Below are 16302 nucleotides of genomic sequence, written 5' to 3'. Positions count from 1 at the left end.
TTTTGATACCGCATACAGAATACAGCCGACCAAATACTAAGCTTTAGCTAAATTGATACTCAAACAGATGATCAAGCGTGGTTTTGGTCTGCCCAATGGCCGCTGTTAAACCGCCGATTTTAACGGCTTTTGACGGCGGTGTGGTCAGCAGCACCCGCCAGGCTTTGATCTGCTCAGTGGTAATTTGGCCGCTCAGTTCCGGTTTGAAGGCCCCGTCGTCCGGCAACAATGTGTAGTTTGTACCCTCTGTCAGCCGCTGGTTAGATATGTCGTGGGTCAGATTAGGCTGCTGGCCAAGAGTTTTGAGTAAATTCAGCTTAAACCACCCGTCGATCAATTCAAGATCGCTGCCGGGTTGGTTAAGCTCGCTTAAGGCCGAGGCTATTAATTCGTACAACTTTGGTTCGGTAAATTCTTTGGCGGCTTTGGCGGTATGCTTTAAGACGGCGTAGGCCAGCTGAACCCTATCATAATCGGTCACGATTTGCCCGAAATGCTTAATCATCCGGCTGGAAATCAAATGGTCGAGTTCGCCCTTTCCTTTGATAAATGACACGTCCGATACCGAAAACAGCTCCAGCCCGCCCGCCAGCTTGCTGGAAGGCTTCCTGACCCCCTTTGCCATGGCCGACACCAGGCCGTAATCAGAGGTTATAAACGTCACAATGCGGTCGGCTTCGCCAAAATTAACGCGCCTAAGCACAATCCCCCTTGTCCGGAAGCGATTCATACCAGCCAGCGCCGGACAGTTTCGACAAGCTGATTAGGCAGCACGTCCGGTTTATATAAATACTCAACTATCGACATCTGTTTAAGTTGCCGGGCGGTCAAAAATTGAGCGTCCAATTTGGTCGCGCTGAGCAGGATTACCGGTAAATTTTTAAGATCATTATGCGATTGCAGTTCATAAATTACTTCTAGCCCGTTGTGGGCTGGCAGCATCAGATCGAGCAGCATCAGGTCAAATTTAAAGTCGTCCAGCTTGTCTATGGCTGATTGGGCGTCATTTACGCTGACGGCCTTGAGGCCGGCCTTGGCCATGGCATCGAGGTATAAACCGGCCAGCAGCCTGTCGTCTTCGACCAACAAAATTCGCGCCATTAAAACAGCGCCAACTGCCTGGCCACCGGCAACCGCACAAAAAAGCTGGTACCCCGGGATAAGGACTTGAGGCTCAGCTCGGCGGAAATGTGACGGCTCAGATTAGACACGATATAAAGCCCCAACCCGCTGCTGCCCGGCAAGGCGTGAGACGGTTCGGCCGCCTGGCCGAATAACCGCCAAATCTGCTTTAGGTCGCTCGGTCTGACGCCGATGCCGTAATCTCTGACAGTTACCCGGACCCGATTGTCATCGCGTCGGGCCCTAATCTGGATTACCGGCTCGTCCTGGGTATATTTAATGGCATTGTCCAGTAGATTGAAGATGATCCGTTTGAGCGCCAGGCGGTGACTGAGTACCGGCGGCAATTGGCGTGAACAATTTATTTTAAAACTAAAGCCCAACTGATTGGCGTATGGCCGGATTTCTTCGACGGCCAAACTAATTGCCTCGGCTACTTCGATCGGCTCGAGCGGCAGCGGCTCTTGGTCCGCCCGGGTGGCGCCAATCAACGAATCGACCAGACTGAGCAATCGTTGGGCCGAATGCTCGATGTTAAGCAATTGCCGCTGGGAGTCAACCTCGTCGTACTCGCCCAGCGACAATTGCGCGGCCGCGCCCCGGATATAAACTAACGGCGTTTTAAGATCATGGGCCGCCGCCGCTAAGAATTTAAGCGTCTCGTTAGCTTGGATTTTACCCTCGGACATAGGTTCATTTTAGCACCGGAGGGCGTCTGACTTCGAGGTTAAGCGTTATCGGTCGAATTTTAGTTTAGCGATGATGATATCGTCAAAATCAGCGGCGTAACTTTGGTTTTGAGTCCAGATGCTGAGAGTTTTATCGCGGATTGGCAGAATAACCATGATGCCATTAAGGCCGCGTTCGATTTCACCCGTTAGCCGAAGACCCTTGATGCCGTTAACGATAACGGCCTTGGCGCTTACTTCGCCGCTCTTTATCCCGGATTCGTAAGCATCAACCGCGTCTTCGTAGGCTCGTCGCTCCAGTTTAAAGCGCAGGGCAAGTTTAGTGTCGCCCCTGGTATCAGGCACGTATCCCGGGTGACCGTAACCTATCAAAGACGTATCCGACGCGGCGTCCTCAATCGCATGAATGCTCCAGGTTTTCGGGTGGGTTATGGCGATACCGTTAAGTTCGGCCGGTGCTGAGTACACCGCGTAAGGAGTCTTCAGCTGCTCTTGAAACTGGGTGTTCAGTTCAGTTTCCTGGATGGACTTAGCGTCGGTGACAGCCTGCTCAATCTGAGCCTCAACCGTGTCTCGTTCGGTTTTATAACGTCCGTAGTAATTAAACGTCGCTATGGCCAGCGCAATAGTGGAAACCAACAATAAAACTGTCGTGATTAGCAGCGGATTCATCAGTCCCTTTTGGTTCATTGTCCTTATGGTAGCTAATCCTTCGGCCTCAGGCAACCGGTTTGATGTCGTACCGAAGCAACGCGCCGTCAATTTTAGTCGGTTCGTGCCCCGGTAAGCTAAAGCCGTGGCTGACAATTCTAATCGGTCGTTTTACGTTTTTCAGCGCCTTAGCCAACCAATCCATCGTCTTTCCATCGGCAAAGACGTAAACCGCCGTCGTCTCGCGGGGCCACTTAAGGCGCCTAAAATCGCCAAACACGACTTGAATTCGCGCCTGACTCCGGCTGCGCCATTTGAGCAGCCAAAACAGAAATGGATTGATTTCGATGGCTAGTACCGCTGCCCCGCGGTTGGCCGCGGCCATAGCCAATCGCCCATCACCGGCGCCGAGTTCTAATAACAAATCCCGTTTATCAAGCGCTAGCAGCCTCATGGCCGGTTCTACGCTGGCTTTATGGGTCGGAACAAACGGCGCTCCCACCAGCAAACTGAAACCGAACACGACAATGATAACAATCAAAACCCCCAGCATCAGTCGAACTTCAAATTAATCCGGGAGACTTCGTTTTTGGCTTGGCTTAAGAACTTCTCCAGCTGGGCCACCGCGCTTAGGGCGGCTTGGTAGCGCTTAATAGCCTGGTCAATGTCAACTTGGCCGGACTCAAACCAGTCAATCGTCTCTTCGATCTGCTTGACCAGCTTAACTACGTTAGTTTTACTCGGCTTGGACATTAGTTACCTCCGCGGCCAGACTACCGTCTGACAACTTAGCCTTAATCTTATCACCAGTTTTGACTTGACTTGTTCGGCTAACCACTTGGCCGCCCAATAAAATAATACTGTAACCGCGTTTTAGGGCGGCTTCCGGATCATAGGCCCTGACCGCCCGCTTAAGGCCGCTCAACCTCTCAGCCAACCCGTTTAACAACTGATTTATGTTGTTTTCTAAGGCCGACCTTAAAGACAACGACAGTCCACCGATAATTTGATTGATCTGTTGACTCAATCTGGCCCGTTGATGTTTGAGCTGGCTCGCAAATTCCCGCCTGTTAGGTACTACCAGGGTAGCGGCGTCGGTCGGCGTGGCCGCCCGGACATCAGCCGCCATGTCAGACAATGTGGTATCAACCTCATGGCCGACACCAACTACTACCGGACTGCGGCTGCCGGCGATGGCCCGGACGACTGGCTCGGTATTAAAGGACCATAGATCTTCGGCCGAACCGCCGCCGCGCACCAGCACCAAGACGTCAACTGGCCGCGCCAACTGGTTAAAATAATCGATGGCTGCCACAATTTGACCCGGGGCGGCTTCACCTTGGACTTGGATCGAAGCAAACTGGACCCCAACCCCCCGCCAACGCTGGTCTAGTATCTTTAAAAAATCCTTGGCACCAGCCGCTTCGGCCGAGCTGATCAGACCGATAGTCTGCGGATAGACCGGAATCGGCCGCTTCCGCTGAGGGTCAAACAAGCCCTCCCCAGCCAGTTTGGCCTTTAACAGTTCAAACGCCCGCCTAAAGGCACCTTCGCCAGTTGGCCGGATTTGTTCGACGTTGACGCTAAACCCCCACTTGTCGCTCAACCGGGGCCGGCCAATAACCCTGACCATCATGCCGTCTTCTAGCGGTTGATTGAGCTGATAAACGGTACCAAAAAAATCTACTACCGCTGTCTCGTCTTTTAGTTTGAAATAAACCCAACGGTTTTTGCTGATTCTTAACTCCGACAGCTCGCCCTCGATCGTCACTACTGGATAGGCATACTCCAGCGTCTGATTGATTAGGCTGACAAACTCGCTGGGCTTAAGTATTTGCTCTTGCATTTTTTATAAGCGGCCTTATCAACTTGACATAAAAGCCAAAACCGATCGCCATTACGATTAATTTATTAAAAACCCGATACAGCAGCGTGCCGGCGATTGCCGTCCCCTGGTCTACCCCGATATAGCTCAGCACGGTGATTACCGCCAGCTCGTGGACGCCGACATCACCCGGGATGATTGAAATCGCGCCGGCGATATTGGCGGCCGTAAACGCCACCAAAATCGCGGCCGGGTTGACGCTCACTCCCAGGACAAAAAAAGCCGTGGCCACAATACTGACCTCGACCAGCGTGCTAAGCTGCATAAATAGATAAGGCTTGAGCAGATTACCCCGCTGCGAACGGATAAACTCGGCGCCGTTGCTGAACTCTTTTAAGAACCCTCGGCTGCGGCTAACCTCAATCGTGTGAGGCCGACGGGTAAACAACCCGACTACTCGGTTAATAAAGCGCAAGACGGCGCTGACCAGCCGATCGACCAGGCTCTGGTTCCTGATTGCCGCGATCAATAGCACCGTGCCCGGCAAGGCGATGATAAACAACGCTAGCAGCGCCACTTCCAATTGATGATTAAGATTACCCTCGATCAACAACCAGACGTACGCCACCACAAGCAACGGCGCGTACGTCAAAAACGCGAATAAATAACGGCCAAGCTGGATTAAGGTTAGTTCGCCCGGTTTGGCCACGTCTTTAAAGGCGTAGATCAAATAGGTCGTGCCAGAGGCGCCGCCGCTGGGTAAAATTTGATTGACAAAGTTGAGCGCGGTGGTCGAAGCAAAGGCTCTAGCGGCTGATATGTTCGAGCCAAAGACTGATAAAAAGCTTCGGTAATAATTGCTGACCAAGAAGTAGCTAATAAGCTGCAACAACGGCAACAGCAACGCCATCACTAAACTGACGTTTTTCAGCAGCAGCCAGGTCTTATTAAGGTCCTGGCGTGACGAATACAGCACCAGCCCAAAGAAAAACAAAGCCAAAACTAGCATGGCGTTCCGCCAGAGGCTGGATTTTATTTTCTTCATTACCGCTTTAGATTATACTCGACTGTTAAAATTAGACTTATGAACGCCAATTATATGCTCACCCTGGGACGGCAGCCAGAACTATCCTTGGCCGAGATTGAATCGGTTTTCGGCGCGGACAACCTAGTCGTAGCGCAAGCCGGAGTTTGTTTATTAAAACTGGCCGAGCGGCCGGATATAGGCCGTTTAGGCGGATCGATCAAGCTCGGCCAGGTATTGGCTAGCGTCGGCTCTGTCGATGAGCTCAAGACGGCTTTACACCAGCATCTGCCCGCCCGCGACACCAAAATCAACGTCGGCCTGAGCTGGCATGGCCGGCTTTCCCCCGGCGAGGTCGGCGCCCTCGGCCTGCAGCTTAAACAAGCCGCCAAAGCAACTGGCCGCAAGTTGCGGCTGGTGCCAAACCGTCAATCTGCGCTATCGGCGCCGCAAGTAGTACATAATCAGCTGCTTGAAGCCGGCAACGTCGAGTTTTTAGCGGCCGAGGTGGATAAAAAAATTGTTCTCGCCAAAACATTAGCGGTTCAGAACGTTGACGATTACTCAAAACGTGATTTTGAGCGGCCGGCCCGCGACGCTCGGGTGGGAATGTTACCCCCTAAGCTCGCCCAAATCATGCTTAACTTGGTAATCGGCCAAGTTAGAAGTTCGAAAAGTCAAGCTCCTAACGCCAAACCCCCATCTCCCAGAATCTTGGATCCGTTTTGTGGTACCGGAGTCGTACTGCAGGAAGCATTACTAGTGGGATTAAGCGTCTATGGCACCGACATCGAACCTAGAATGATCGAGGCCACTAAGACCAACCTCAACTGGTTAGACGGTCAATACCCATCTCTAATATCCCGGCTCCCAGCTCCTAAGCTCAATGTAGCCGATGCGCGCAACTACTCATGGCAGCCGCCGATTGACGCCGTAGTCAGCGAAACTTACCTCGGACCGCCGCTGAGCCGGTTACCTAACCCATCAAAACTGAGCCAGCTAGTTGGCGAAAGCGGTCAATTACTCGACCGATTTTTGACCAACATCAAACCGCAGATCGCAGCCGGTACGCCGCTGGTTCTAGCCGTACCAGCTTGGTTCGATGGGCCGAAGCTAGCCGGCCGCTCCTCGGTGGTTGACCAGATAGGAGCTTTGGGCTATACTCGACGACGTTTTGAGACAGTTAAAACTGATCAACTGATCTATCGGCGCCCAGACCAGGTCGTCGGCCGCGAACTTTTAGTACTAAGGAAGAGTTAAATTTTATGTCGAAAATCAAAGCGGGCGGAAGCTCGAAGAATGTCCACGACTCGCCGGGCCAGCGCCTGGGCGTTAAAGCTTTTGGTGGAGAAAAAGTTACTACCGGTAGCGTCATCGTCCGCCAAGTCGGTCAAACCAAAGTCCCCGGGCCTGGTACCGGTATGGGCCGTGATTATACGATTTTCGCCAAACGTGACGGTGTAGTTGAATATAAAAAGACTAAGATCACTCGTTTCACCGGCAAAACCGCGCCCCGAACCCTCGTGTCGGTGGTTGAAGCTCAACCGGTTAAAGCGACTTCTAAAAAGAAATAATTTTCTTGTCCTCGCGGACAGCTTATGTGCGCCTTTTCGCGGCGCAAGCGACTTCTTTTGTTTTGGCAAAAGAAGCAAAACCAGTTTGCCCACTCTCTGAACATAAAGCCAGCTAGTCAAAGGGCACAACAGCCTGCGGAACTCTCTCGCTGATCGCTCGTTCAAACAGTCCTCGGCTCATTTGTTGTGCCTTTGACGTTGGCATCTGTCAGTGCGCGATGGCAAGAGTTACTATCTCCTATCTCCGAATACGGCTGCTGATGTCCTATAAGTAGTTAGGCTATTGCTAATTTCTTAATAACTGCCGGGTCGTTGTGGAATGGATCGGTTGGACTATATAGCACTATTCTAGCGAGTCTATTATTGGCATAGGCGTATATACCACTGTTGTCAGCTTCGATTTTGTGGGCTACTAAGACCGGCTGCAATGGTTCAAGGATCGGATAGAACCAGTGGTATTCGTTGTGGTACTCGGCTTGCTGCATTTGCGGACGCTGGCCGACCGACTCAGGTATTGCTAACTCCTGGCCGTCAAGCACCTCCCACTCCAGTTTCTGACTGCGGAACAACTCGTAAATCGGCACGACGTCACGGAAATAGTCAAAGGTTGTTTCGTCCTTGGCATATAGCGCTTGCAGTAATCCAGCCGCCTGTTCGAGCACGCCAAGCAACTCTTCAAAACTTAGCTCCTGCTTTTCGGCAAGCTCCCTAACTTCCATACAAGGAGTATACTCTACCCTTTTGCTTATGCTTGCTATAATCAGTTCACTAATCAAACAGGACGATCAGCTTATATGTCTAAAGATAGACCCCGTCGTCAGACCAAAAAACCCAAAAAAAACAAAGACAAGCCAATCGTCATCTAGGCTTACGTCCCGCCCCCGCTTGGGCCGGGATTTTTATTTTAAATTTATTTTTTGATACAACCCATATAAACAAGCTCTCAAAGAACTTGTCTATCCAGGGTTAGAGACGATGGCGCAATGAGAGTTTTTGGTGTTTAAGAAAGACGGGGTTGGATAACAGTATTTTGTATATAAACTTCAACGGAATGTAAAAATTGATGCAGTTTCTTGATGACGTTTGGGCTTGGTTCGTTTTCAGCCTCCATCCATGAACGGTAGACTGTCTCCCAATAATGCAAATCGCGATTGATTTCCATTGGGCCGTGGTTAGAGGGTGGCCCGGATGGCTGAAGGCTATCATCCAGTCTGGAATACATATCAACCGGAATGAACCGTGCTTCCAACCGGGCTTTTAAAGATTGCAGCACCCCTTTCTCACGCTGGACGTCTATTCTTAAAGTCAACGGGCCATAGTTGCCAGCTGCTGGCTCTATTTCAATCTCAGGCAGTCTATAAGACTCTTCTATTTGCTCAGAAGACTCTGGTCTATATCGGTAAGCATCGTCTGACAGCATGTCACCAGTGTTTGAGGCAGTACTTTCTACCAAATCTGAGTGGCGATACACGTCAAGTTTCATTGCGGCGTGTTCGAATTTTTCGAGAGACGTCATGCCTTCATATTCCTCGGGAGCACCAGGGTCTTCATCAATCTGATTAAAAGCCCTTAGTTCTTCCACATGCCTGTAGTGGGTCGCGTCGCGGTATTCTTTAGCTCTTCTTTGATCCATAAAGTGGACTCTTTTGTTAAAGCCTAATTCTTAACTGATCGACCGCCCAGTGCAAGCATAAGTACGATAAAAAATGTACAGAACGAATAATTCTAATATTCTGCAGAATATTAGAATTATTCTTTGAAGTTCTTTATAAATTTCACGAATCTCTGGCCGTAAGGTGAGAGACTGTGACCGACACTTCTACCTTCATACTGTTTGTTGAGAAGGCCTGCTTGAACCAGCTTCCGCGTGTGCTCGGATAGTGTCTTGACGTTCGCTCCTAGCGTAGCGACAATTCCGTCCAACGTGATGTTTGGTTTCTTGTCGACCAAAAGCAAAACCTCTATCCTATGATGATTGGCTGCGCCTTTGAAGTACCTCTCGAACTGTCTGGCCGTTTTCATAAAGAAAGCCTATCATAATATTCTCATATTCTGCAGAATATTAGAGTATCTTCAATAGGGGTTGCAGCAGTCGTTTTTCATTTCTCGTTTTTCAATTATCATTGGTTATTCAATCGGACATCAGCAGCCACTGATGAGTTTTAGTTATTTATTAAGCGCCTAGAGCCGAGGACTGTTTGAACCGCCAGCTGGCGGTGAGTTCCGCAGGCTGTTGTGTTTTTTTGACTGGCTGGCTTTATGTTTCAGTGAGTGGGCAAACTGGTTTTGCTTCTTTTGCCAAAACAAAAGAAGAACCTTAAGCCGCTGAAAGTGGCTACTAAAAACTTGCCCGACTTGGCGATCCAAGTAGGTAAAAACCCCGTCGCGACAGCGACAAAACTTTACTTTTTTTTGCTCGCTCTCAAAAAGCCGTTCTGCCACCGAGAAAAAGGGTATCCATTTACATTTTAGATGTAAGCTTTAAAGACTTAGTAAAGCCCACCCCCACCGTTACTATCGGCCGTCACCACATAATATATAAGCCAATATACCGCCCCGCCGACTACGATGTATATCAGAGCCCATTGCCACGCGGGGCGCTTGCCATAACGCCCGCCAGCCGGCCTAACTTCCGGGCGGTTAGTTTGTTTGTCTTCTTCCATGCTCACCTCCAATTAGTACTTATGATTATACATAGCCTGGCACCGAGAAAGCATTATTTGGCCGACACGGTCATAGCCTTGTTTTATAAGTTATATATCTATGTTTGTATAGTTATATAACTATGTTAATAAAACTGTTCTCTTTTAATTTATAAAACTATATGACTAAGTTTAAGTAATTATATAGCTATGCTCATTTGATTAAATCCTATCGGTTTCGATTTTGCCGATACCCATGCTCTTTTTTTAAAGCGCAACCAGTAGCACGAACATTGCAAAGTAAGCCAGCGTCCATCCTACCGTCCAGCCAACCAAATGATAGGCTGGCTTTTGCTGCTTATGAAAATACAACTGCCCGGCTCGGCCTAGAACAATACCGGCGGAAATGACGGCCGATACAACAAACAATAATATAAAGATGATGCCGGCAAACATATCGTTATCATCTTCTGGCACCTTATCTTCCAGATATCGCATAACCGTAGTCACCAGCATGACGTATAGTAGTAGCGTGGTGGCTTGGAGGAATCCGATAAACGACAGTGAAGCATTTTTGAGCATATAAGGATTATAGCGCACAGGCTATAAGCCAATTCTCATTTCACATTTCACATTTTTCATTTAATTACTGCCAGCGAAGTGACGGATGCCAGCGTCAGGAGCCAAAAAGAATAATGCAAAAACTACGAATTCATTTCGAGTTTTTGCATACCTCTTCGGGGGAGAATCACGAGCGAAGCGAGTCTAAGGAGGGGTGTCCCCCACCTTAAGTAACACCAAGGTGATACTTGATCCGGGCAATCACGTCGGCGATAACAACTTGGGACTTAACCAGATAATCGTCCACGCCCAGCTGCTCGGCCCGCTCTTTGTCTTTGGGCTGGCCCAGAGCGGTCAACATGACAATTCGGACATTGGTAGTTTCTGGCGTGTTGCGCAAAATATCGAGTACGTCAAAACCGCTGATTTTGGGCATCATAATATCGAGCAGAATCAGGTCGGGCTTGTATTCGAGCGCGTTAGATAAGGCTTTTTCGCCGTTATCGACATGGAGGACATCAAAACCCTCGGCTTCCAGACGCTCAATGTAGACTCCGGCTAGGGTCTCATCGTCTTCGACCAGCAATATTTTCTTTTTCTCGTCGGTCATTTTATTCTCTTAATGCTTGTTATCGTACTTTACTTAGAATGCTTTGGCAATAAGATGGCCGGTGGCTAAATTAAGATATTTTGTGTATCAAATACCAAAGATTTGGCATTTAGCAAATGTCATAAATTAAAAGCTAAACGCACTATCCAAAAAAGGTGGTTAGCCGGTTAATTTATTGCTAAATGATAAATGATATATCAACGGCCTACGATATTTGATAATTAACAAATCTTAACGCGTCAGCGCCGCCATAAAGCCGTCAAACATCGGATGCGGCCGGTTTGGCCGGGATTTGAACTCCGGGTGAAATTGGCTGGCTAGAAAAAACGGATGGTTGGCCATTTCTACGATCTCTATCAGTTGGCCGTCGGGCGACAAGCCGCTTAAAACCATACCGGCCTTGGTTAATACCGGCCGGTAAGTATTGTTGACTTCGTACCGGTGACGGTGGCGCTCGACTATCTTGGCCCGTCCGTAAACCGCCCGGGCCAACGAGCCGCGGGCCAGCATGCAAGGATAGTTGCCTAGCCGCATGGAGCCGCCGGTGCCCCACAGCTCTTTTTGGCCGGGCATGGTGTGGATTACCGGATCGGGCGAGTTTTCATCCAGCTCCAGGGTGTTGGCCTGTTTTAATCCGGCTTGCCGGGCCACGGCAATTACCGCCATCTGAAGACCTAGGCAAAGCCCCAGGTAAGGAACCTTGTGTTTGATGGCATAACCGGCTGCTCGGATCTTGCCCTCTAGTCCTCTTTGGCCAAAGCCGCCGGGAACCAAAATACCGTCGACCTCGCGCAGCGAGTGGGGCAACGGCCCGCTGGCCAGTTTCTCGGCGTCAATCCAAACGATATTAATTCCCGTATTGTGTTTATAGGCCGCGCTTTTTAAAGCCTCAAAAACCGACATATAGGTATCCTCGTTGTCGAGATATTTGGCGACCACACCAACGCTGATGCTGCGCTTGTGCTGGCTGGTGGCTTGTTTGACCACAGATCGCCAAGCTCTTAACTCGACTCTTTTGGCCTGGTCCAACCCGAGCTTATCGATTAAGTATTTGTCCAGCCCGCTGGCCTCGAGCGTCAGCGGTACTTCATAAACCGTTCGGGCGTTGGGCAATAGCGCGATGGCCGCTGGTTCGACCCCGCTGAACAGACTAAGTTTAGCGATGACACTTTTTGGCGCCGGCTGCTCGCTGCGAGCGACCAATACGTCCGGCACGATGCCTATGCCTCTGAGCTCACGCGTGGCGTTTTGGGCTGGTTTGGTCTTAACTTCTTTGCTGGCGCCCAAAAAAGGCAGGTAGACAACGTGTACGTACAGACAATTTTCCCGGCCGACTCTTAAGGCAAGTTCCCTAATAGCCTCTAAAAAACTAAGCCCCTCGTAGTCCCCGACGGTGCCGCCGACTTCCACGATATGCACGTCGAAACCTTCGGCCGCGGCCTGAATATTAGCCTGGATAACATCAGTCACGTGCGGGATTATTTGGACGGTTTTACCGAGGTACCGGCCGGCTCGTTCGTCGCTTATTACCTGATTGAGTACCCGCCCGCTCATCAACGAACTGGCTTGGGTAAGTTCGACGTCTAAAAACCGTTCGTAGTGGCCAAGATCAAGATCGGTCTCGGCGCCGTCTTTGGTCACAAAGCATTCGCCGTGCTCGGCCGGGTTTAAAGTTCCGGCATCAACGTTTAAGTAGGGGTCGCATTTTTGGATATTTACTTTGAGTTGTCGGCTTTTTAAGAGGGCTCCCAATGAAGCGGCGGTAATCCCTTTGCCTAGTCCTGATAACACACCGCCGGTTACAAATATGTACTTAGTCTGCTTAGCCGCAGGCTTCACTCCCCCTCAGTTCTCGTTAACAAACCTATCTTACATCAGCCGGTGTCATTAAAGCTAGTTAGCCAGCTCTTTTTCTGCCCGAGCTCGCTGGACGTCATTGCCGTCCTCGATGTTTTTATTACTTGGCTTTACCTCGATATCCGGCCCAATGCCCTGATTGTCGATGTTGTGGCCGTTAGGCGTGTACCAGCGGGCGATGGTAACTTTGAGCGTACCGCCGGATTTAAGCTTTTCTAGTTCCTGAACGCTGCCCTTGCCAAACGTTGTGACGCCAACCAACCTGGCCGCGCCGTGATCCTTGAGGGCACCGGCCACGATCTCGCTGGCGCTAGCGCTGCCCTCATTGACCAAAACTATGGTCGGAATACCGTTTAAGATGGCGTTATGGCCGGCCTCGAGCGTATCGATTACTTGCTCTGATCGCCGCTCCTGGACAACGACATCGCCGTCCAACCACAGCCCGGCCAGATCGACCGCCCCGCTCAAGAACCCGCCGCCGTTATTTCTTAAATCTAAAATGACGCCCTTCACGCCGGACTGTCTAAATTGGTTGGCGGCGGCCCGGGCTAGCTGATTGGTGTCTTCGGAAAACCGGCTGACCCGCAAATAACCCAGTCCGTTTTTTATCTCGCTGGTTACGCTGGGAACGGTAATCTCTTCTCGGGTGATGGTCAGATCAAACGTCCGGCCAGCGCGAGTGATGGTCAGGGTTACCTCCGTGCCTTGCGGCCCGCGGATTTTGTTGACGGCTTCCTCGACTTTAATGCCGATGGTATCTTCCCCGTTTATCTTAACCACCACGTCTCTTGCCCGAAGACCGGCTTTATCGGCCGGAAAGCCGTCCAGCGGCGCTACCACTATCAGCTGGTCGTCGTCGATCCCCAGCTCGGCCCCGATACCGGTAAAAGTACCGTTTAAACTGTCTAGGAACTCGTTCGACTCTTCCTGCGTTAAATAAACGGTATATGGATCGCCGGTGGCTTCAACTAGACCGGCTTTGAGCCCATCGATTAATTTTTCAATATCCAGCTGGCCGTCAAAATTACTCCTGAGCGAATCATAGACCTCTTCGACCTCGCTGTAATCCAGATCATCCGGTAGCTGTTCGTTGGCACCCCGCTGGCCGTCGATAAAATTAACGATATCGTACCACCGATTGCCGGCTACGAACCCGCTGACTATTAAGAGCAGGCCCACGCTAACCGCCACACCCAGTGGTATAGATTTAGTTTTCACGTCTAATTAGTCTAACGCAAACCGGCCCCGATTGTCACCCGTCGGGCGGCTTTAAAATCCGTACGAGCCGCTGCAGTGGGAATATGCTCCGCCGGCCGGGGGCAACATGTGGGCATAGAGGCTTTTAAAGCCGTTGCTGTGGTCAATCATGACCATGTAGCCGTAGGCCGGCGTGCCCAAAAAGTCCTGCGAGCAACCCCGCGCGATGATGGTTCCGGCGGCCATCGCCACTACGCTGCCGCCAGCGTAGCCGGTATCAATACCGGGGTGAAAACCATTAACGTACCACCCGCTAAGCACGCCGTAATCTTGCCATATCAGTCCGGGCGAGCCCGGTGCCGGCCATTGCCAACCGCTATTTATAAATGGATGCGGGTTAGTTACCGTTCCATTGGGGTTACGGATTTCAAAGTGCAAATGCGGCCCGGTCGAAAATCCGGTGTTGCCCACCGTACCAATGACCCCGCCAGCCGAAATCGGGCCGAGATTTACAAAATTACCCGAGGCGATGAAGGCCGATAGCGCCCGCTCGGCGGCGGCTTGCTGCTTCTTTAGACCGGTTAATATCGCTTGGTATTTGGCCTCCTGGCCTTCGGTCGCCGTCAGCACAGCTTGTTGTTCGGCGCGTTGATTGTTCAATATCTGACGCTGGCCTTCGAGTTCATCGCGTAAATCCTGTTGTTGCTCGCGCTCAGTCTCCAATTGCTCCTTCAACTGCTCGACTTTGGCGGCCGATTCTTCAATCGCCGCTTTCATGCGGGACAAGTACTCCTGTTGAGAAATGAAATCGCTGTAACTGTGGCTGCTGGCCAGCAGTTCGATGGTTGTAACGTTGCCGCGCTTATAAAGCTCCTTGATGCTCTCTGCTAATATGCCTCTTTGAAACTCCAATTCCGTTTCTGTTTCAGTGATTTCATGGTTGAGCTTTTTGATCTTGAGATCGGTCAGATTAATCCGGTTCTGGGTGGCGTCGATTTCGACCTGGATTTGGGAAATTTTTGCTTTCAGCGTGTTGGCCTGGGCGTGCAAGCTGTCGGCATGATCTTGACTCGTGGCAATTTTTTGCTGAAGTTGGTTAATTTGTGCCTGTAATGACGCTGCTGACTCGGCATTGATCGGCTGTCCGATCGAACTCAACACTAAGCTGCCAGCCAACCAACCGGCGACGAGAACCTTCAAGACATGGTAAATATTTATTTTGGTGATGGACATTTGCCGGCTAAATTATAGCCTCTATGGCGGGAGGCTACAAGTCAGCCTGAAAATTATTAAACCGGTCTAAAAGTAGATGTAGACCGAGGGATCGCCGGCGTTGATAATCCGCTGGGAATACTGCCCCTGCAGGGCTGGAACGGCATTATACTCGCTGATTCTGACGGTCCCGTTACCGTAGATTTCCTCGACATAGGCCACGTGGCCCTCAAAACCCTGCCAAACGGCAATAGCGCCGACGCGGGGCTGGCTTCCGGTGGGAATACCGTTGGCTTGGGCGGCATAACCCCAATTGGTGGCATTACCGTAAAGCTGCGGCGCGTTTTTACCTTCGGAATAAAGCCGCCAAGCGGCGAAGGAAGTGCACTGGCGGTAGCAATAACCCCAGGGGTCGATATCGTCACCGTAGGTACATGATCCCCAGTGGGTCCAAGAATTTTCACGGTAGTTGGCCCAGGGGTACGAACCGGTGCCAACGCCAGTGATAACCTGGCTGCGAGACACGATTTCGGCCAGGAGCTGGGCCTGCTTATCTTGTAGTTTTCTATTACGCGCCTGGTACAGCGATTCCTCGCCCCGGGTTTCCGCCAGCAGATTGGCCCGTTCTTGGCGCTTGATATCGAGTATCCTCTTCTGCCCCTCCAGTTCCTCGGCCAAATTTTGTTGTTTGTCGCGGTTATCCTCGAGTTCTTGTTTTAAGGCTTTAACCTTTTCAACCGACTCTTGTATGGCCGCCTTAAGACGGCTGAGATACTCCTGGGAGCTGATAAAGTCGCTATAGCTGTCGCTGCTGGCTAGCAGCTCAATTGTGGTAATACTCCCCCGTTTATAAAGTTCTCTTAGGGCCTCTGCTAAAACGTTATTTTGTTTCTCAAGTTCGGCTTCGGTTAGGGCGATCTCTAACTCAAGTTTTTTAATTTTCTTGTTAGTTACCTCGATCTTCTTATTGGTATTTCCGATTTCCAAATCAAGAGCATAGACCTCTCCTTCTAGCGTCTTACGGCGACGCTGGACATCAGACAGCTGGTTATTATTGGCGGCGATTTCCTGTTCCAGTTGGTTGACCTGCTGCTGCAGCTCAGAAATTGAGGCCGCCCTGATTGGTGGGAGTTGTAATTGGGCCAACAACAAGGCCACCCCAACGGCCGCCACGACTAATACGAGCGTGGCCCGCTTGGCTCGAAGTTTCAACTGAGAATTTGTGGTGGTACTGACCATAATAGGCACCTTATTATAGCCCTTATGCTAATGAAGTTCAACCTGTTACCAACGATTTAGACGCAAATACCGTGAGGTTGAGACGTAACTTGAGAACAA

Annotated in this window: 18 protein-coding genes; 2 read left to right on the top strand and 16 right to left on the bottom strand. The window is 50.6% G+C overall.

Annotated elements, in window-relative coordinates; genetic code table 11:
• Nucleotides 1-43 precede the first annotated feature (43 nt).
• From recO to VGA08_01935, 8 genes are read right to left on the bottom strand one after another with little or no spacing between them, the layout of a single operon-like run.
• Complete coding sequence (gene recO, locus VGA08_01970) at nucleotides 44-730, bottom strand: DNA repair protein RecO (protein ID HEX9679363.1); 687 nt, start codon at nucleotides 728-730, stop codon at nucleotides 44-46.
• Nucleotides 727-1101 carry a response regulator gene (locus VGA08_01965; protein ID HEX9679362.1) on the bottom strand — a complete coding sequence of 125 codons (375 nt, stop codon included), beginning with the start codon at nucleotides 1099-1101 and terminating at the stop codon, nucleotides 727-729. The genes recO and VGA08_01965 overlap by 4 nt, the downstream gene beginning before the upstream one ends.
• Nucleotides 1101-1811 (bottom strand): HAMP domain-containing sensor histidine kinase, encoded by a 711-nt coding sequence (locus VGA08_01960; GenBank protein HEX9679361.1) that lies wholly within the window; start codon nucleotides 1809-1811, stop codon nucleotides 1101-1103. Before VGA08_01960 ends, VGA08_01965 begins: the two co-directional genes overlap by 1 nt.
• Before the next feature lie 45 nt (nucleotides 1812-1856).
• Nucleotides 1857-2501 carry a hypothetical protein gene (locus tag VGA08_01955; GenBank protein ID HEX9679360.1) on the bottom strand — a complete coding sequence of 215 codons (645 nt, stop codon included), beginning with the start codon at nucleotides 2499-2501 and terminating at the stop codon, nucleotides 1857-1859.
• 28 nt (nucleotides 2502-2529) lie between these two features.
• Entirely contained in the window at nucleotides 2530-3015 is a 486-nt protein-coding gene (locus VGA08_01950; GenBank protein ID HEX9679359.1) for a methyltransferase domain-containing protein, read from the bottom strand.
• Entirely contained in the window at nucleotides 3015-3215 is a 201-nt protein-coding gene (locus VGA08_01945; GenBank protein HEX9679358.1) for an exodeoxyribonuclease VII small subunit, read from the bottom strand. The genes VGA08_01950 and VGA08_01945 overlap by 1 nt, the downstream gene beginning before the upstream one ends.
• On the bottom strand, nucleotides 3199-4308 hold the full coding sequence (xseA, locus tag VGA08_01940) for an exodeoxyribonuclease VII large subunit (protein ID HEX9679357.1): 1110 nt from the start codon (nucleotides 4306-4308) through the stop codon (nucleotides 3199-3201). The genes VGA08_01945 and xseA overlap by 17 nt, the downstream gene beginning before the upstream one ends.
• On the bottom strand, nucleotides 4289-5332 hold the full coding sequence (locus tag VGA08_01935) for a flippase-like domain-containing protein (GenBank protein ID HEX9679356.1): 1044 nt from the start codon (nucleotides 5330-5332) through the stop codon (nucleotides 4289-4291). Before VGA08_01935 ends, xseA begins: the two co-directional genes overlap by 20 nt.
• Nucleotides 5333-5371: 39 nt before the next feature.
• Here VGA08_01935 and VGA08_01930 point away from each other — a divergent pair, with 39 nt between their 5' ends.
• Together VGA08_01930 and VGA08_01925 are read left to right on the top strand one after the other, a co-directional pair.
• Nucleotides 5372-6571, top strand: a complete 1200-nt coding sequence (locus VGA08_01930) for a hypothetical protein (protein HEX9679355.1) — start codon at nucleotides 5372-5374, stop codon at nucleotides 6569-6571.
• Between the two features lie 5 nt (nucleotides 6572-6576).
• A complete protein-coding gene (locus VGA08_01925) occupies nucleotides 6577-6885 on the top strand; it encodes a 50S ribosomal protein L27 (protein ID HEX9679354.1) in 309 nt (102 codons plus the stop codon).
• Between the two features lie 275 nt (nucleotides 6886-7160).
• Here the strand turns inward: VGA08_01925 and VGA08_01920 are convergent, their stop codons facing one another.
• The 8 genes from VGA08_01920 to VGA08_01885 all read right to left on the bottom strand — a co-directional run bounded on the left by VGA08_01920 (nucleotide 7161) and on the right by VGA08_01885 (nucleotide 16203).
• On the bottom strand, nucleotides 7161-7604 hold the full coding sequence (locus VGA08_01920; protein ID HEX9679353.1) for a hypothetical protein: 444 nt from the start codon (nucleotides 7602-7604) through the stop codon (nucleotides 7161-7163).
• 281 nt (nucleotides 7605-7885) lie between these two features.
• The gene (locus VGA08_01915) at nucleotides 7886-8518 is read right to left on the bottom strand and encodes a hypothetical protein (GenBank protein HEX9679352.1); all 633 of its coding nucleotides are present in this window, start codon (nucleotides 8516-8518) and stop codon (nucleotides 7886-7888) included.
• A 1276-nt stretch (nucleotides 8519-9794) separates the two neighbouring features.
• Nucleotides 9795-10109 carry a hypothetical protein gene (locus VGA08_01910; protein HEX9679351.1) on the bottom strand — a complete coding sequence of 105 codons (315 nt, stop codon included), beginning with the start codon at nucleotides 10107-10109 and terminating at the stop codon, nucleotides 9795-9797.
• A gap of 205 nt (nucleotides 10110-10314) precedes the next feature.
• Nucleotides 10315-10698, bottom strand: a complete 384-nt coding sequence (locus tag VGA08_01905; GenBank protein ID HEX9679350.1) for a response regulator — start codon at nucleotides 10696-10698, stop codon at nucleotides 10315-10317.
• Between the two features lie 231 nt (nucleotides 10699-10929).
• Nucleotides 10930-12537, bottom strand: a complete 1608-nt coding sequence (locus tag VGA08_01900; GenBank protein HEX9679349.1) for a CTP synthase — start codon at nucleotides 12535-12537, stop codon at nucleotides 10930-10932.
• A 54-nt stretch (nucleotides 12538-12591) separates the two neighbouring features.
• Nucleotides 12592-13773 carry a S41 family peptidase gene (locus VGA08_01895; GenBank protein ID HEX9679348.1) on the bottom strand — a complete coding sequence of 394 codons (1182 nt, stop codon included), beginning with the start codon at nucleotides 13771-13773 and terminating at the stop codon, nucleotides 12592-12594.
• A gap of 51 nt (nucleotides 13774-13824) precedes the next feature.
• Nucleotides 13825-14985 carry a peptidoglycan DD-metalloendopeptidase family protein gene (locus VGA08_01890; GenBank protein HEX9679347.1) on the bottom strand — a complete coding sequence of 387 codons (1161 nt, stop codon included), beginning with the start codon at nucleotides 14983-14985 and terminating at the stop codon, nucleotides 13825-13827.
• A gap of 66 nt (nucleotides 14986-15051) precedes the next feature.
• Complete coding sequence (locus VGA08_01885; GenBank protein ID HEX9679346.1) at nucleotides 15052-16203, bottom strand: CHAP domain-containing protein; 1152 nt, start codon at nucleotides 16201-16203, stop codon at nucleotides 15052-15054.
• Nucleotides 16204-16302 lie beyond the last annotated feature (99 nt).

The organism is Candidatus Saccharimonadales bacterium (assembly GCA_036397795.1).
Classification (GTDB): Bacteria; Patescibacteriota; Saccharimonadia; order Saccharimonadales; family DASWIF01; genus DASWIF01.
Note: the sequence above shows the minus strand (reverse complement) of the source record. Positions and strands in the feature narration are given on the sequence as shown.

Excerpts from the sequence above, each read along its gene's own strand:
- VGA08_01920 (HEX9679353.1), bottom strand. The coding sequence starts at position 7,604 with ATGGAAGTTAGGGAGCTTGCCGAAAAGCAGGAGCTAAGTTTTGAAGAG.
- VGA08_01925 (HEX9679354.1), top strand. The coding sequence starts at position 6,577 with ATGTCGAAAATCAAAGCGGGCGGAAGCTCGAAGAATGTCCACGACTCG.
- VGA08_01965 (HEX9679362.1), bottom strand. The coding sequence starts at position 1,101 with ATGGCGCGAATTTTGTTGGTCGAAGACGACAGGCTGCTGGCCGGTTTA.
- VGA08_01915 (HEX9679352.1), bottom strand. The coding sequence starts at position 8,518 with ATGGATCAAAGAAGAGCTAAAGAATACCGCGACGCGACCCACTACAGG.
- VGA08_01890 (HEX9679347.1), bottom strand. The coding sequence starts at position 14,985 with ATGTCCATCACCAAAATAAATATTTACCATGTCTTGAAGGTTCTCGTC.
- VGA08_01905 (HEX9679350.1), bottom strand. The coding sequence starts at position 10,698 with ATGACCGACGAGAAAAAGAAAATATTGCTGGTCGAAGACGATGAGACC.
- VGA08_01950 (HEX9679359.1), bottom strand. The coding sequence starts at position 3,015 with ATGCTGGGGGTTTTGATTGTTATCATTGTCGTGTTCGGTTTCAGTTTG.
- VGA08_01955 (HEX9679360.1), bottom strand. The coding sequence starts at position 2,501 with ATGAACCAAAAGGGACTGATGAATCCGCTGCTAATCACGACAGTTTTA.
- recO (HEX9679363.1), bottom strand. The coding sequence starts at position 730 with ATGAATCGCTTCCGGACAAGGGGGATTGTGCTTAGGCGCGTTAATTTT.
- VGA08_01960 (HEX9679361.1), bottom strand. The coding sequence starts at position 1,811 with ATGTCCGAGGGTAAAATCCAAGCTAACGAGACGCTTAAATTCTTAGCG.
- VGA08_01885 (HEX9679346.1), bottom strand. The coding sequence starts at position 16,203 with ATGGTCAGTACCACCACAAATTCTCAGTTGAAACTTCGAGCCAAGCGG.
- VGA08_01935 (HEX9679356.1), bottom strand. The coding sequence starts at position 5,332 with ATGAAGAAAATAAAATCCAGCCTCTGGCGGAACGCCATGCTAGTTTTG.
- VGA08_01930 (HEX9679355.1), top strand. The coding sequence starts at position 5,372 with ATGAACGCCAATTATATGCTCACCCTGGGACGGCAGCCAGAACTATCC.
- VGA08_01945 (HEX9679358.1), bottom strand. The coding sequence starts at position 3,215 with ATGTCCAAGCCGAGTAAAACTAACGTAGTTAAGCTGGTCAAGCAGATC.
- VGA08_01910 (HEX9679351.1), bottom strand. The coding sequence starts at position 10,109 with ATGCTCAAAAATGCTTCACTGTCGTTTATCGGATTCCTCCAAGCCACC.
- xseA (HEX9679357.1), bottom strand. The coding sequence starts at position 4,308 with ATGCAAGAGCAAATACTTAAGCCCAGCGAGTTTGTCAGCCTAATCAAT.